This is a genomic window from Mycobacterium sp. GA-1841 (assembly GCF_001954135.1).
GTDB lineage: Bacteria > Actinomycetota > Actinomycetes > Mycobacteriales > Mycobacteriaceae > Mycobacterium.
In genome coordinates, this window is the sequence record NZ_MBEQ01000067.1 from 30,177 (window position 1) to 46,485 (window position 16,309).

13 protein-coding genes are annotated in these 16,309 nt (G+C 64.8%); 12 read left to right on the forward strand and 1 reads right to left on the reverse strand.

The window, feature by feature from the left end; translation table 11 throughout:
• The first annotated feature begins 6 nt into the window (after positions 1-6).
• The 7 genes from A5740_RS15345 to A5740_RS15375 are packed head-to-tail and all read left to right on the forward strand — an operon-like array spanning position 7 to position 6,674.
• A complete protein-coding gene (locus A5740_RS15345) occupies positions 7-909 on the forward strand; it encodes an amino acid ABC transporter permease (RefSeq protein ID WP_076195369.1) in 903 nt (300 codons plus the stop codon).
• A 14-nt stretch (positions 910-923) separates the two neighbouring features.
• Entirely contained in the window at positions 924-1,676 is a 753-nt protein-coding gene (locus A5740_RS15350; RefSeq protein ID WP_076195368.1) for an amino acid ABC transporter ATP-binding protein, read from the forward strand.
• Positions 1,677-1,686: 10 nt separating this feature from the next.
• On the forward strand, positions 1,687-2,544 hold the full coding sequence (locus A5740_RS15355) for a sulfurtransferase (RefSeq protein ID WP_076195343.1): 858 nt from the start codon (positions 1,687-1,689) through the stop codon (positions 2,542-2,544).
• A gap of 9 nt (positions 2,545-2,553) precedes the next feature.
• Entirely contained in the window at positions 2,554-3,720 is a 1,167-nt protein-coding gene (gene macS / locus A5740_RS15360; protein ID WP_076195344.1) for a MacS family sensor histidine kinase, read from the forward strand.
• A complete protein-coding gene (locus tag A5740_RS15365; protein WP_076195345.1) occupies positions 3,720-4,373 on the forward strand; it encodes a response regulator transcription factor in 654 nt (217 codons plus the stop codon). The genes macS and A5740_RS15365 overlap by 1 nt, the downstream gene beginning before the upstream one ends.
• 43 nt (positions 4,374-4,416) lie before the next feature.
• Positions 4,417-6,150 carry a DUF2339 domain-containing protein gene (locus A5740_RS15370; protein WP_076195346.1) on the forward strand — a complete coding sequence of 578 codons (1,734 nt, stop codon included), beginning with the start codon at positions 4,417-4,419 and terminating at the stop codon, positions 6,148-6,150.
• Positions 6,151-6,188: 38 nt separating this feature from the next.
• Complete coding sequence (locus tag A5740_RS15375) at positions 6,189-6,674, forward strand: Dps family protein (protein ID WP_076195347.1); 486 nt, start codon at positions 6,189-6,191, stop codon at positions 6,672-6,674.
• Here A5740_RS15375 and A5740_RS15380 read toward each other — a convergent pair.
• A complete protein-coding gene (locus A5740_RS15380; RefSeq protein ID WP_076195371.1) occupies positions 6,671-7,966 on the reverse strand; it encodes an adenylate/guanylate cyclase domain-containing protein in 1,296 nt (431 codons plus the stop codon). The two genes, A5740_RS15375 and A5740_RS15380, sit on opposite strands and share 4 nt — an antisense overlap.
• A gap of 276 nt (positions 7,967-8,242) precedes the next feature.
• Here A5740_RS15380 and A5740_RS15385 point away from each other — a divergent pair, with 276 nt between their 5' ends.
• The 5 genes from A5740_RS15385 to A5740_RS15405 all read left to right on the forward strand — a co-directional run bounded on the left by A5740_RS15385 (position 8,243) and on the right by A5740_RS15405 (position 16,274).
• Complete coding sequence (locus tag A5740_RS15385) at positions 8,243-9,118, forward strand: hypothetical protein (RefSeq protein WP_254849200.1); 876 nt, start codon at positions 8,243-8,245, stop codon at positions 9,116-9,118.
• A gap of 613 nt (positions 9,119-9,731) precedes the next feature.
• Positions 9,732-10,142, forward strand: coding sequence for an MmpS family transport accessory protein (locus A5740_RS15390; RefSeq protein WP_083654155.1), 411 nt, complete (start codon positions 9,732-9,734; stop codon positions 10,140-10,142).
• Complete coding sequence (locus A5740_RS15395) at positions 10,139-13,039, forward strand: RND family transporter (protein ID WP_076195349.1); 2,901 nt, start codon at positions 10,139-10,141, stop codon at positions 13,037-13,039. Before A5740_RS15390 ends, A5740_RS15395 begins: the two co-directional genes overlap by 4 nt.
• A 5-nt stretch (positions 13,040-13,044) precedes the next feature.
• Positions 13,045-15,876 carry an RND family transporter gene (locus A5740_RS15400; RefSeq protein ID WP_076195350.1) on the forward strand — a complete coding sequence of 944 codons (2,832 nt, stop codon included), beginning with the start codon at positions 13,045-13,047 and terminating at the stop codon, positions 15,874-15,876.
• 59 nt (positions 15,877-15,935) lie between these two features.
• On the forward strand, positions 15,936-16,274 hold the full coding sequence (locus tag A5740_RS15405) for a hemophore-related protein (protein WP_076195351.1): 339 nt from the start codon (positions 15,936-15,938) through the stop codon (positions 16,272-16,274).
• The last annotated feature ends 35 nt before the right edge of the window (positions 16,275-16,309 follow it).

Consider the following 16,309-nt stretch of genomic DNA (forward strand, 5'->3'; position numbering starts at 1 on the left):
TTGCCGATGACCGAGGGATCGCCGCCACCCGCCATCGACGCTGTCCCGCTGCGGCATCCGTGGCGGTGGGTGGCGGCAGCGGTCATCCTGATCCTGCTCGCCCTCTTCGTCTACGGTGCGGCGACCAACGAGGCCTACGGGTGGGATACCTACGTCAAGTACCTTTTCGACAAACGCATCTCGCAAGCCGCCTGGAACACGCTGCAACTGACCATCTACTCGATGGTGTTGGCCCTTGTCCTCGGCGTGCTCCTCGCCGTGATGCGGCTGTCGCCCAATCCGGTGCTCAAGGCCGTGTCGTGGACATATCTGTGGATCTTCCGTGGCACCCCGATCTACGTGCAGTTGGTGCTCTGGGGCCTGGTCCCGGTGATCTACCAGAACATTCAGCTCGGCGTCCCGTTCGGCCCGCGGCTGTTCGAGTTCAGCCTGTCCGATCCGAATGTGTTCTGGCTGGCGGTGCTCGGCCTGGGGCTCAACGAGGCGGCCTATATGGCCGAGATCATCCGGGGCGGCATCAATTCGGTTCCCGAGGGGCAGACGGAAGCCTCGGTGGCGCTGGGCATGTCATGGGGAAAAACCATGCGGCGCACCGTGCTTCCGCAGGCGATGCGGGTGATCATCCCGCCGACGGGCAATGAGTTCATCAGCATGCTCAAGACCACCTCGCTCGTCACGGCAGTTCCCTACAGCTTCGAGTTGTACGGCCGCTCAAAGGATATCGGGGTGGCCCTGTTTCAGCCCGTGCCGTTGCTCCTGGTGGCCTCCACCTGGTATCTGGCGATCACCAGCGTCCTGATGGTCGGTCAGTACTACCTAGAGCGGTATTACGCCCGCGGCGCGTCGCGCAAGTTGACGTCCAAGCAGTTGGAAGCCCTGGCCAGGGCACAGATGGGAGAGACGCCGTGACCGCCGCCGAACCGATGGTGCGGGCCGAGCGCGTGTGCAAGAACTTCGGTGCCCTGCACGTCCTCAAGGGGGTCACCCTCGACGTCGGCAAGGGCGAGGTGTTGTGCATGGTGGGCCCGTCGGGCTCGGGCAAGTCGACGTTCCTGCGCTGTATCAATCATCTTGAGCAGGTCAATGCCGGCCGACTCTACGTCGACGGAGAACTCGTCGGCTATCACGAACGCGGGGGCAAGCTCCACGAAATGGCTCCCCGCGAAGCGGCCCGGCAACGCCGGGACATCGGCATGGTGTTTCAGCACTTCAACCTGTTCCCGCACCGTACGGCACTGGAGAACATCATCGAGGCGCCCATCCAGGTCAAGAAGGTGAAAAAGGACGCCGCCGTGGCGCGGGCAAGAGATCTGCTGGACCAGGTGGGACTGGCGGCCAAGGCCGATGCCTATCCGGCGCAGCTGTCAGGCGGTCAGCAGCAGCGGGTCGCGATCGCCAGGGCACTGGCGATGAACCCCAAGCTGATGCTGTTCGACGAGCCGACCTCGGCGTTGGATCCCGAGCTGGTCGGGGAGGTGCTGACCGTCATCAAGCGGCTCGCCGGTGAGGGAATGACCATGGTGGTGGTGACCCACGAGATGGGGTTCGCCCGTGAAGTGGCCGACAAATTGGTGTTCATGGACGGCGGCGTCGTGGTGGAGTCCGGCCCGCCGCGCGAGGTGATGAGCAACCCCAAACATGAACGCACAAAGGAGTTTCTGTCGAAGGTGATGTAGCGTCGGAGGGGTGACTCGTGCACGCGCTGACGTCTTCGTCGCGGCGGACGAACTTCGTGAACGCCTCGCCTCCGGCAGCCCCGTCACGCTGCTGGACGTCCGCTGGACCCTCGCGGAACCGAACGGCCGGCCGGCATATCTCAACGGTCATCTGCCCGGCGCGGTATATGTCTCGCTCGACGAGGACCTCAGTGATCACCGTGTCACCGGCCGCGGACGTCATCCGCTGCCGTCCGGGACCGACCTGCAGGCAGCAGCCCGGCGCTGGGGAGTACGCACCGGTGTGCCCACCGTCGTCTACGACGATTGGAACCGTGCCGGCTCGGCCCGGGCCTGGTGGGTGCTGACCGCGGCCGGCATCGACGACGTGCAGATTCTCGACGGCGGTCTGGCGGCCTGGTCGGCCGCCGGTGGCATCGTGCAGTCGGGCGAGGTCACGCCCGAGGCCGGTGATGTCGAGGTCCGCCACGAAAACCTGTACCGCGGGGCCCGCCGCACCCTGACGGCCGAGGAGATTCCCGCCGGGGCAGACGTGCTGCTGGATGCCCGCGCGCCGGAACGGTTCCGCGGAGACGTCGAACCCGTCGATCCGGTGGCCGGCCACATCCCCGGGGCGGTCAACCTGCCCAGTACCGAACTGCTGGCCGAGGACGGCAGGCTTGTCCCGGAGGGCCGACTGCAGGCCCTGTTGGCGGATCGAGGTGTGGCAGGCAGCGCCGCTGTCGGCGCGTACTGCGGGTCAGGTGTCACCGCGGCGCTGGCGGTGGCCGCCCTGGCTGCCGCCGGAGTCGACGCTGCGCTGTATCCCGGGTCGTGGTCCGAGTGGACATCGAATCCGCAGCGGCCCGTGGCGCAGGGACCGAGTTAGCCTGGGCAAATGCCGCGAAGCCCGGACCCGGTCACGCCGCTGTGGCGTGCCGCGCAGATCTTTCGGCTGTTGAGTTGCCTGTACGCCGTGGGATTCCAGATCGCGATCAACGACGATCTGGCGCGTCCGGTCCTCGCCGGAGTGCTGTGCGCGGCGTTGATCCTGTGGAGCATCGCCTGCGCGTTGGCCTACCTGCAGGGGTTCGGCCGACGCCCGTGGTGGGTGGTCGCCGAGGTCGTCGTGGTGCTGGTGCTCATGCTGTCCACCGAACTGGTGGCGGCCGACCCGTGGATCGCCGACAACCAGTCTTGGCCGACCACGCTGTGGGCCACCAATGCGACGATCTCGGCGGCGCTGCAGTTCGGCCCGGTCGGTGGAATGTCGGCCGGGCTCGCCGTGATGGCGGCAGCGGCCGCGTTGAAGGGGTACATCAGCATCAATCTGGGCCGCAACGCGACGATCGTCATCGAATTGGCGGTGGGTCTGGCGGTCGGAATGGCGGCCCAGACCGCCCGCCGGGCACATGCCGAGTTGCAGCGGGCAGCGCGATTGGCGGCTTCGTTGGAAGAGCGCGAGCGGTTGTCGCGACGGGTCCACGACGGCGCCATCCAGGTGTTGGCCCTCGTAGCTCGGAAGGGTCGCGAAATCGGTGGGGACACAGCACAATTGGCCGAGCTGGCGGCCGAGCAGGAACGCGCTCTGCGCCGGCTGGTCAGCGCTCCCGACCCAGACGTCGAATCCGGTTCGACCGCCGACATCGGGGCGCTCCTGCGGTCGCGTGCATCGGATCGGATTGCGGTGAGCCTGCCCGCAGAACCAGTACTGCTCGCCCGCGAAGCGGCTCAGGAGTTGTTCGCCGCCGCGCGCAATGCCCTGGACAACGCCGTCGCCCATGCCGGTCCCGACGCGCGGATCTTCGTGTTGCTGGAAGATCTGGGCGACTCGGTGGCGGTGAGCATCCGCGACGACGGTGTCGGCATCGCCGACGGACGGTTGGACGAGGCGGTCCGGGAAGGCCATGTGGGGATTGCGAAATCTATTGTGGGCCGGATGGATTGGTTGGGCGGTGAGGCGCAGCTGAGCACTGCCGCGGGGTGCGGCACCGAATGGGAGCTGACGTTACCGCGGTCGGCGGGGGATCGTGCCGCCTTCGATAAGCGCGAGAAGGGACAGTGATGGCCGAGGGTGCACTGACCGTGATGGTGGTCGACGATCATCCGATCTGGCGCGACGCGGTGGCGCGCGATCTGGCCGACGACGGGTTCGAGGTCGTCGCCACCGCCGACGGGGTGGGTGCGGCGCGCAGGCGAGCCGAGGTGGTACGGCCGGATGTCGTGGTGATGGACATGAGCCTGTGCGACGGCAGCGGTGCGACCGCCACCGCCGAGGTGCTCACGGTCTCACCGTCGTCACGGGTTCTGGTGTTGTCGGCCTCCGACGAGCGCGACGACGTCCTGGAGGCGGTCAAGGCCGGGGCCACCGGCTATCTGGTGAAGAGTGCGTCCAAAGCGGAGTTGACCGCGGCGGTACGCGCCACCGCCGAAGGGCGTGCCGTGTTCACCCCGGGTCTGGCCGGACTGGTCCTCGGCGAGTATCGACGCATCGCCCAACGGCCGGACGACGGTCCGGCCACACCCAGCCTGACCGAACGCGAAACCGAGGTGCTGCGGTATGTGGCAAAAGGGTTGACGGCCAAGCAGATCGCCACCCGGCTGTCACTGAGCCACCGCACGGTGGAGAACCATGTCCAGGCGACGTTCCGTAAGTTGCAGGTTGCCAACCGAGTCGAGCTGGCGCGCTACGCCATCGAACACGGCCTCGACGAGTAGTCCTACTCATCACGGCGACAGAGTTTGTTGCCAGGATGAGCGCATGAGCGAACCAAATCGCGTGGTGATCGCCCGCATGTCGTCGGATCTGGCCGCGATCTCGGCATACCTGAACCGGGTCGCCACCGATCTGGGGGAATTGGGCCGGATGCTCGACCAGACGCCGGTGCCCACTGCGCCGCCCGCGCCTGTCCGCGCTGTGGCGGTGCGGCCGCCGGCACCGGTGCCACCTCCCGATCGTTCGGAAGGCTGGATCGGCAAGGCGCTCGCGGCGGTGGGCGTGACCGTGACGCTCACGGGCGTGGTGTTGCTGCTGGTGCTGGCCGCCCAGGCGGGCATCCTGCGCCCCGAGTTCCGCGTGGCTGCAGGCACGGTCCTGGCCGCCGGTCTGGTGGGCGCCGGGTGGGCGCTTCACCGCCGTCCAGGTGGACGAACCGGTGCAATCGCGTTGGCGGCCACCGGCATTGCTGCGGCCTACATGGACGTCATCGCGGTGACGTCGATCTACCACTGGGTGCCGGCGCCGATGGGGCTGGCCTTGGCTGCGGCGGTCGGTGGCGCGGGCCTGATGCTGGCCCGCCGGTGGAACGCCCAGAACCTCGCCCTGTTGGTACTGGTGCCGCTGATCGCGTTGGCCCCTGCCATCACCGATGGGGTGACGCTGTTGCTCGTCGGATTCATGCTGGCCTTGTCGGCGGCCGCGCTGCCGGTGCCGTGGGGCCGGGACTGGCTGTGGTTGCACGCCGCGCGGACGGTCGCCGCCACCTGGCCGCTGATGGTCGCATTGGTGGCGACCGCTGTCGGTGGTCGCGACGATCTGCTGCTCGCGCTGGCGTGCGCGGTTGCGGCGGTGCTGGCGTTGGGCGGTGGGCTGTTGCTACTGCGCTGGAGCACCAGACCGGCGGCCACGGCGGTGTGGACTGCCGGTGGTGTCCTGCCGTTGCTGTGCGTCTCGGCAGCTGTTGACCGGGTTATTGCGGCCCTCATGATCGCAGCGCTGGCCGCCGCCTTGGTGGCCATCGTGGCGCTGGGCGACCGGTTGCCCGGCGTGAGCGCGGCGGTTCGGCACGTGTGGTCGGTGCTGGCCGCGGTCGCCGCCCTGATCGCGGTGTTGGTGGCGTTCGACGGCCAGGTGTCAGGTCCGGTGGTGCTGGCCATGGCGACGGTGGTTGCGATCGGCGGCCGCCACGACGGTGTCACGCGGTGGATCGCTGTCGGACTGACTGCCGTCGGCGGCGTCATCTACCTGGACTCTGCCGGGCCGGAAAAGCTGATCGAAGCCACGAGACTATCTGGGGGACACATGGTTTCGGTGTTGCTGGGCAGCCTGCTGGTGATCGCTGCCGTGGCTGCGCTCGGCTGGGCATTCTCGAAAGGTGAGTGGGCCGACCGTGACGTCATCCGGTTGGCGTGGGCAGCCGCGGCGGTAGTGGCGGGGTATGCGGTCACCGTCTTCACCGTGACCGCCGGGGTGGCCATCGGCGGTGTCGAGGCCGGTTTCTTCGGTGGCCACATGGCCGCGACCATCTGCTGGATCGCTGCGGCGGCCGGACTGCTCGGGTACGCGGCACGACAACCCAGAACACAGCGATCACTGCTCATCGGCGGCGGCATGACGCTGGTCGCGGCCGCGACTGCCAAATTGTTCCTCTTCGATCTCGGCACCCTCGACGGGATGTTCCGGGTGGCGGTGTTCATCGTGGTCGGATTGGCGCTGTTGGGCATGGGCGCGGGGTACGCCCGGCTGCTCAGCCAGCAGGACCAGGACGTCGTCTAATTTGGAATGATTCCAAAATGGGTGACGTTATCAATGGCATGAGTACACGTCGAACTGAAACCGATATCCGGGGTCACCAGGCCGAACCCGAGCTGAGTGCGGCCCTGCAACAAGTGCTTGTCGACCTGATCGAATTGGGTCTGCAAGGGAAGCAGGCCCATTGGAACGTCGTCGGCACCAACTTCCGCGATCTGCATCTGCAGCTCGATGAAGTCGTCGATTTCGCCCGGGAAGGCGCTGACACCGTCGCCGAGCGGATGCGCGCGCTGGACGCTGTTCCCGACGGCCGCACGGACACGGTCGCAGCCACCACCACGCTCCCGGAGTTCCCGGGCTACGAACGCAGCACCGATGAGGTGGTCGATCTGATCGCCACCCGGATCTATGCGACCGTCGGCACCTTGCGGGCGGTACACGATCCCGTCGATGCACACGACCCGAGCACCGCCGACATCCTGCACCAGTTGATCGACGGACTGGAGAAGCTGGCGTGGTTGATCAAGTCGGAGAACCGCAAGGTTTAACCCGTCGCCGGCGGCACGATGGAGGCGGTCCGCGCCTGGCTCGTGCCGTCGAGCCCACCGCGTAGCGCCTCGTCGTCGCGACGTCCGACCAGATACCAGGTGTGCATGAGTCCTTTGCCCTTGATCTCCACATCGCCACGTTCCTCAAGCACGAACGCGTGGTTGATCCGGTCATAGACGTTCTGCGGCACCTGAATTCGGCCGGCCACATCGGTGCTCTCCATGCGGGAGGCGACGTTGACCGCGTCGCCCCAGACGTCGTAGAAGAACTTTCGGGCGCCGACCACTCCGGCGACCACCGGCCCGGCGGCCAGACCGATCCGCAACGGCACCGCCCGACCGCGCGGATCCTTGAGATCGGCCACCGCGTCGGCCAGGTCGAGCGCCAGACATGCCAGCGCCTCGATGTGATCGGTGCGCGCCTTGGGCACGCCGGACACCACCATGTAGGAGTCGCCGCTCGTCTTGACCTTCTCCAGACCGTGGCGATCCACCAGCGCATCGAGGTCGGTGTACAGGCGGTCCAGGAAGCGCACCAGATCGGTCGGCGAGATATCGCTGGCCCGCTCCGTATAGCCGGCCATGTCGGCGAACAGGATCGAGGCATCGTCGTACTTGTCGGCGATGATGGTGCGCGACGGGTCCTTGAGTCGCCGGGCGATCGTGGTCGGCAGGATGTTGGCCAGCAGTTGCTCGGAACGCTGATATTCGGCTTCCATCGCGTGTTCGGCCCGCGCCACCTCCCGCATCGCCACCCACACCGTGGCAAACACCATGACGGCAGCGGACACGGCGGACAGAACGAAGCCGGCGGTCATGGCCCATGGCGGTCCGAGTCCGCGGTCGCGGGGGGTCAGCATTTCCAGCGTGATCGTGGCCGCCACGGCAACGGCGGCCAGCGTCGCCGCCAACGCGATCCGCTCGATTCCCAACACCAGCACCACCAGGGACGCTGCAACGACGAAGTAGAACTGCAGACCCGAACCGGTCCCCATGGCAAAACACATGACCGACACCGATGTGAAGGCCACCAGAAAGAACGCCAGCGGCGCGAGCAATTCGCCGAACCGGTAGAGCAGTGGCACCAACAGGAACAACGCGGCGGTCACGAGATTGACGAAGCCGAAACGCCACATCGGCCCGCCGAGGACAAGTTGGAAAATTCCGAATCCGCCGGACACCGCCGCCGCGATCCAGGCCGCGATGTTCAACACCCGCAGTCGGCTCGACACGCTCTCGGCGTAGTGCCGAGTGCGGGCCGGTACGCGGTTGTTCAGCGCCACCTCGGGCATGCACACCGAGCGGCGGACCTCGACCACCACGGATAAAAGGGTATCGCCGCTGGCAGCACGGTTGGTCGAATTGGCAAGGCCGCTACCGGCGAAGCATGCCAGCAAACACCCGGCGCCCCGTACGCCGCAACCGGTATGTCACAATCCGTATGCCAAAATAGGAACCTGTTTCAGTGAACGCGGCCGCTGAGCCGCTATCTCTTCCGGGGGGATCCCGTCGTGGACCGGTCATGGATGCGTACCACCGCTGCCGGCTGTGCAATTGCTTGTGGAGCCATGGTGGCCGGCCCCGGAGTGGCCGGCACGGCAGTGGCTTCCGCCGGCCTGTTCGGCATCGACGTCGATGTCCTCCATATCTTCGACCACAAGCACAAGAAGAAGAAGTCCGATCGTCGGGCCCAGGTCGGTGCGCAACGCAAGGGCCGCATCGGCGGGCCACCGGCATCGACACGGTCGGCCGGAGTGACCGCCAAGGTCGGTGCCGGCGAAGTGGCCGGGCCGGCAGCTCGTGCGGCCACCTCCGGGCCGGTTTCGCAGTCCGCAGGCGTCGTGGGTGACGGGCAGGCTCCTACCGCAGTCGTATCCGTGGGGGAGGTTCCATCGGCGGCCGTAACCACCGGGGGTGCCGTCACCTCCGGCGGTGGCGGGGCAGCCGGGATACCTCGCAACGGCAACATCGGCAGGGCTCCCAACCTGGCTCCGGTACCCACCGCGCCGAGCAGTCGGAAAATAGTGATCCGCTCGTCCCCGCCGAAGGCTCCGGCGCCGGCATCACCCGTCGGGCCGGCAGTGCCGGCCGCACCCGCTGCGCCGGCACCGGTGGTCGTGCCGCCGGCTCCGGTCATCACGCCACCCGCGCCGTCCGCACCTCCGATCAGTGCACCCTCGGCCCCGAATGCGCCCAGGGTGGCGGTGCCCAGATCGGAACCTCCTGCGGCCCAGCCCCTTACGGCACCGGCAATGCCCGAGTCCTTCCGAGTGGGCTACGCCGATTACCTGCGTACCGCCGATACCACCGATCTTCTCTTCGCAGTGCTGCCCGGATTGGGTGGAATGGTGTTGTTGACCGCCGTGGGCGGTGCCGCCGGATTCCGCCAGGCCAGGGCCGCACAGCGACTGCCGTCGCCGCAGATTGCCCGGTTCCTGCCGTAGCAAGTGTCGGGATGTAGCGCCGACCTCGACGTCGCGCCGACATCGAGGTGAACTGCGGTCAGGTCGCGGACGGCAAACACGGCCGCAACGCGACGAACACATACGGACGACGCGGCCGCCGGCATTTATGAAGGTCAGTTAGATTCATTATGGATCTCTCGGTCATGCCGACCGGTTGTGCAGCAATGGCTCTCTTCGTGGTCCATTCGCCAGATTCACAACCTGCTGCATATGTACGACGGGCGCTGGGCCGGTAATCACCACCGGCAATCGTGGGGCCGAATCATGTGGTGGTGCGTGCGTGGAGGGTGTGCCAGCACCCGTCGCTACCGGGTGATTATCAAGGCGTCGAGGCGATTCCGACGAACTCTGTCGTTTGCGCCTTTATTGACGCACCGGCGTGATTTACTCGTCGGGATCGGGTCGCGCTCACCATGGCGCACCACGCGTTCGCGGCGGTGTGCGCATGGTCGGGCCTGGATTGCCACCGCGTCCCAGGCTTGGGCATTGCGCCGAGTTCGCATCCGATCTGTAGATGCATGTTCGCGCACCTCTCGTGGTGCCGGCACGGAGACAGGCGGAGGAACTCGCGATTTTCAGGATTCTGAAGCGGCTGTGGATTCCGCTGGTGCTCGTGGTGGTCGCTGTCGCAGGTGGATTCACGGTCTCGCGGTTGCATGGTGTCTTCGGCAGCCACAGCCGTCCGACCTACACCAGTACCGAGCGCGAGGAGAAGCGCCCGCACGACCCCAAGCATCTGGTGTACGAGGTATTCGGACCCCCGGGGACGGTGGCGACCATCAGCTACTTCGACGCCGATGCCGAGCCGCAACTCATCAGGGAGGCGATACTGCCCTGGTCACTGGAATTCCCGATCTCGGATGCCACGGCGATGGGAAACGTGACCGCACAGGGAAACACAGAGTCGATCGGGTGTCGCATCCTGGTCGGCGACGAGGTGAAGGATGAGAAAGTCCGGTCCGGCGTCAGCGCGTTCACCTTCTGCCAGCTGAAGGCCGCATGAGCACCGACAGCGAACCGGTGACGGAGCCGCTGCCGATCGGCGGACGCCGGCCGGTCATCGCGCGCCTGGTTCGCACGCTGTCCATACCGATCATCCTTGGCTGGCTGGCGATCACAGTCTTGTTGAGCGTCGCGGTCCCGTCGCTCGAACAGGTGGAGAAAGAGCATGCGGTAGCCATGGATCCCACCGCTGCACCCTCGTTCGAGGCGATGCAGCGCATGGGCGAGCTGTTCGGTGAAGCCGGTTCGGGTGCGGTCGCGATGATCGTCCTGGAGGGTGAACAACCCCTCGGCGACGAGGCCCACGGCTATTACGACGAGATGGTTCGTCAGTTGAAAGCCGACACCACCCACGTCGAGCATGTCCAGGATTTCTGGGGCGACCCGATGACCCAGGGCGCCGCGCAGAGCCTCGACGGCAAGGCGACCTATGTGCAGGTGACCCTGATCGGCAACCAGGAGATGTCAGCGGTCAAATCCGTTGCGGCCGTGCGGGAAATCGTCGACCGTATCCCGGCGCCGTCAGGGGTCGAGGCCTATGTGACCGGACCGGCGGCATTCGCTGCGGATCTGGGTCCGGCCGGCAACCGGACGGTGGCACTGGTCACCTCGTTGAGCCTCACGGTGATCTTCGTGATGTTGCTGCTCGTCTACCGATCGATCGTCTCCGTCATTTTGATGCTGGTGGTCGTGGGTATCGAACTGACGGTGGCTCGCGGGGTCGTCGCACTGCTGGGCAGTCTCGGGGTCATCGGAATAACCACGTTCGTCGTCAATCTGTTGGTCGCGCTCGCGATCGCGGCCGGAACGGATTACGGCATATTCTTCACCGGACGCTACCAAGAGGCGCGACAGGCCGGCGAGGACAAAGAGGCGGCGTTCTACACGACGTTCCGAAGCGTCGCGAAGGTGGTCGTGGGTTCCGGATTGACGATTGCCGGAGCAATCCTCTGTTTGCATTTCACCCGGCTACCCGTCTATCAGACTCTCGGCGTCCCCACCGCGGTCGGCATGGTGGCTGCGGTTTTGGTAGCCGTCACCTTGGTACCCGCGGTCATCGCGGTAGGAAGCCGCTTCGGGTTGTTCGAGCCCAAGCGGAAGATCACGGTCCGTCGCTGGCGAAAGGTGGGAACAGCGGTCGTTCGGTGGCCGGGTCCCATTCTCATTGCCACCTGCGCCGTTTCGCTCATCGGCCTGTTGGCGCTTCCCGCCTACAAGCCCAGCTACAACGATCAGAAGTACATACCCCAGGACATCCCGGCCAATGTCGGCTACGCAGCGGCCACACGGCATTTCCCGCAGTCATTGATGATGGCGCCCGACATCTTGTTGATCGAGGCCGACCACGACATGCGGAACCCGGTCGATTTTCTGGTGCTGAACAAACTGGCGAAGGGCGTGTTGTCGGTGCCGGGCGTGTCGACGGTTCAGGCACCGACTCGACCCGGTGGTGAGCCACTCAAGCATTCCACGATCCCGTTCATGCTCAGCATGAGCAATGCCTCGCAGACGCATCTGATGCCGTTTCAGAAGAACCGGATGAACGATCTGCTGGTCCAGGCCGACGACATGACCAAGACGATCGCAATCGTCAAGCGCATGCAGGCGCTGACCGAAGAGATGGTCGACACGACCCATCGGATGGTCGCCGACACTCATGAGCTGCAAGAGACAACGAACCAATTGCGTGACCACGTCGCCAATTTCGACGACTTCTTCCGGCCCATCCGCAACTACTTGTACTGGGAACCGCACTGTTACACGATCCCCATCTGTTCGTCGATTCGATCGGTCTTCGACACACTCGACGGCATTGACCAGATCACCGTCAAGATGGTCGATCTGGTTGCCAATCTCGATCAGCTCGATGAAATCCTGCCCCAATTGGCGGCCCAGTTCCCCGTGATGATCTCGACCATGGAATCCACGCGCACGATGATGCTGACGATGCACAGCACCATGTCCGGAATCATGGAGCAGATGGAGGCGACGTCCGACAACGCCACCGCGATGGGCAAGGCATTCGACGCCGCGCAGAACGACGACTCCTTCTACCTCCCTCCAGAAGTCTTCGACAACAAGGACTTTCAACGTGTGATGGATATCTTCCTGTCGCCGGACGGGAAGGCGGCCCGCATGCTGATTTCCCAACGCGGCGACCCGGCGACGACCGAAGGCATGTCGTTGGTGGACCCGATCGAAACCGCAGCGCAGGAAGCGCTCAAGGGCACACCGCTCCAGAACGCCGGCATCTATCTCACCGGCACCGCAGCATCGGTGAAAGATCTGGTGGAAGCCTCGACCTACGATCTGCTGATCGCGGCTGTCGCGGCACTGTGTCTCATTTTCGGGATCATGCTGATCGTCACGCGGAGCTTGATCGCGGCGCTGGTGATCGTGGGTACCGTGGCGCTCTCGCTGGGCGCGGCATTCGGGCTCTCGGTGCTCATCTGGCAGCACATCCTCGGTATGCCGTTGAACTGGGTGGTGCTGGCCATGTCGGTGATCGTGTTGTTGGCAGTGGGCTCGGATTACAACCTGCTGCTGGTGTCACGGATGAAGGAGGAGATCGGCGCCGGCATCAACACCGGCATCATCCGGGCCATGGGCGGTAGCGGCAAGGTGGTGACTGCCGCCGGCCTGGTATTCGCATTCACCATGTTGGCGATGGTGGTCAGCGACCTGGTCACGATCGGCCAGTTGGGCGCGACCATCGGTGTCGGATTGCTGTTCGACACGTTGGTGGTGCGGGCGTTCATGACGCCGGCGATCGCGGCGCTGCTCGGACGATGGTTCTGGTGGCCGCAACGGGTGCACCCACGCCCGCTCAGCGCAGCACGGCGGACACCCGGCCGTGGTCAGCTCGTGCGGTCCATCCTGCAGAGGCAAGAGCGCTGAGCGGCATGGCAGCGATGATCTATCGGCTCGCCGTGCCGATCATCCTCGGCTGGCTGGCACTCATCGCCGTGGTCACCTTTGCGGTTCCGTCGCTGGAACAGGTGGGGCGGGAAAGCTCCGTACCGTTGGTGCCCAAGGACGCTCCGTCGTTTCAGGCGATGCAGCGCATGGGGGACGTGTTCGCCGAATCCGATTCCGACAGCGTCGCGATGATCGTCTTGGAGGGGGAGCACCCCCTTGGTGAAGACGCGCACCGCTATTACGACGAACTCATTCGTCACCTGAGGGCAGACACCGTCCATGTGCAGCACGTACAGGACTATTGGGGCGACTCGCTCACCGCCTCGGGTGTCGAGAGTGCAGACGGCCGCAGCGCCTATGTGCAGCTGAACCTGGCCGGCAACCAGGGTCAAGCGTTGGCAAATGAATCTGTGGAAGCGGTCCGGGGCATCGTGGCCAAAACACCGCCACCGTCTGGCGTCACGACCTATGTCACCGGCCCTGCTCCACTGGTGACGGATATGAACCACGCCGGTGACTCCTCGATCATGAAGATCACGCTGGTGACCCTGGTGGTCATTTTCACGATGTTGCTCTTCGTGTATCGCTCGATCACCACCGTCGTCCTTCTGCTGGCCATGGTCGGAATACAAGTGCAGGCGGCCCGGGGCGTCGTCGCGTTCCTCGGCGACCATCAGGTCCTTGGACTTTCGACATTTGCGGTCAATCTGCTGGTATCGCTGGGGATCGCGGTCGGAACGGATTACGGCATATTTTTCATCGGCCGCTATCACGAGGCCCGGCAAGCCGGCGAAGACCCAGAATCCGCTTTCTACACCACGTATCGCAGTGTCGCAAAAGTGGTCGTGGCGTCGGGTTTGACGATCGCCGGAGCCATTTACTGCCTGAGTTTCACCCGCCTGCCTTATTTCGAGACGATGGGCATTCCTTCGGCTGTCGGTATGGCCGTGGCCGTCGCGGTGGCTGTCACGCTGGTTCCGTCGGTCATCGCCGTCGGTAGTCGATTCGGGCTGTTCGAGCCCAGGCGGAAGCTCATGGTCCGGCGCTGGCGTGGGGTGGGCACCGCGGTGGTCCGCTGGCCGGTGCCGATCCTGGCCGCCGCCTGTGCAGTGGCATTCGTCGGCCTGCTGGCTCTGCCCGGATACCAGACCAGTTACGACGACCGACTGTATGTGCCCCAAGACATCCCGGCGAACGTCGGATATGCCGCAGCGGAACGACACTTTCCCGAGTCGCGGATGACGCCCGACATCCTGATGCTCGAGGCCGACCACGACATGCGCAACCCCACCGACTTTCTGGTGCTGCACAAGCTGGCCAAACGCATCTTCGAGGTGCCGGGTATCGCCACGGTGCAGACCATCACTCGGCCCGAAGGCAGTCCGATCGAACGCACGTCGATCCCGTTTCAGATCAGCCTGCAAAGCGCGGGACTTCTTCAGGTGATGCCGTTCGCCAAGGATCGGATGAACGACATGGTGAAGCAGGCCGACGACATGCAGAAGATGATCACGCAGATGGAGGGCACCTACAACCTGATGCGGTTGATGGGCTCGATCACCCACAACACAGTCGAACTGACCGGCGAGACTGCAGAACTCACCGATCAGCTGATGGCGACAGTGGCGAGTTTCGACGACTTCTACCGGCCACTGCGCAACTACCTGTACTGGGAGGGCCACTGCTACAACATTCCGGTCTGCTTCGCGATCCGATCGGTGTTCGACGCCCTCGACGGCACCGACAAGCTCAGCCTTCAACTCCACAAGCTTCTCGACAACCTCGTCCGGGTCGACGGGTTGCAGGCACAGCTGGTCACGCAGTTGCCGCCGATGATCGCGATCATGAAATCGATGCGGACCATGATGCTGACGATGCACAGCACCATGTCCGGGATGATCGCCATTATGGACGACACCACGTCCAATGCCACCTCGATGGGAAAAATCTACGACGCCGCACAGAATGACGACTCGTTCTACCTTCCGCCAGAGGTGTTCGAGAACAAAGACTTCCAACGCGCGATGAGCTTGTTCTTCTCGCCGGACGGCAAGGCGGTGCGATTGATCCTCACCCACCGTGGTGATCCCGGGACGCCCGAGGGTATCTCCAGGGTCGATGCCGTGCGGACGGCCGCGGAGGAGGCAATCAAGATGACACCCTTGGAGAACGCCTCGATCCGCCTGGCCGGTACTGCCGCAACCTACAAGGACCTGCGTGACGGGTCGAGATATGACCTCTTGATCGCTGGTGTCGCAGCGCTGTGTCTGATCTTCGGGATCATGCTGGTTGTCACGCGAAGCTTCGTGGCCGCGTTGGTGATCGTTGGAACGGTGGCTCTTTCGCTGGGTGCGGCGTTCGGGCTCTCGGTGCTCGTCTGGCAACACATTCTGGGCATCGAGCTGCACTGGCTGGTGCTGGCGATGTCGGTGATCGTGCTGTTGGCCGTGGGATCTGATTACAACCTGTTGCTGGTGTCGCGAATGAAAGAGGAAGTCGGCGCAGGCATCAACACGGGCATCGTCCGGGCGATGGGCGGCACCGGGAAGGTGGTGACCACTGCCGGCCTGGTGTTCGCGTTCACCATGTTGTCGATGGTGGTCAGTGACCTGCGCATCATCGGGCAGGTCGGGTCCACCATCGGATTGGGGTTGTTGTTCGACACCTTGGTGGTACGTGCATTCATGACGCCGGCGATCGCGGCATTGTTGGGCCGGTGGTTCTGGTGGCCGCTGCGAGTTCGGCAGCGACCGGCAAGTGCGGTGCTGGGGCCGGTCACGACGTCCGCCAGCCCACTGATCAAGCAGGAGGTGTGATTTCACACTGTTGTCGTACCGGTGAAAAGCACAACCAATGGGAGAGAGGAAAATTGACCATGTTCCGTCTGTCGTTGACCAGATTGTCCGTCGGACTCGGAGGACTGGCACTGTTGTTGGCCGGGGGATCGGGCATCGCATCGGCGGCGCCCAACTTGGACGCCGCAATCAACACGACGTGCAGCTATCCCCAGTTGGTATCGGCGCTCAATGCCCAGGATCCGCAAGTCGCCAACGCATTCAGCAAGTCGCCGATCTTGCAGCGCGGCCTCCGTGAATTTCTTGCTGCGCCACCGGAAGGCCGGGTACAAACAGCACAAGACGTGGCGAATGCGCCGATGTTTCAACCGTACCTCGGCACCATCGAACAGGCATTCAACACCTGCCACAACTTCTGACATCGCGCCAGGCTGCGCACGAACCCGGCGAAGTT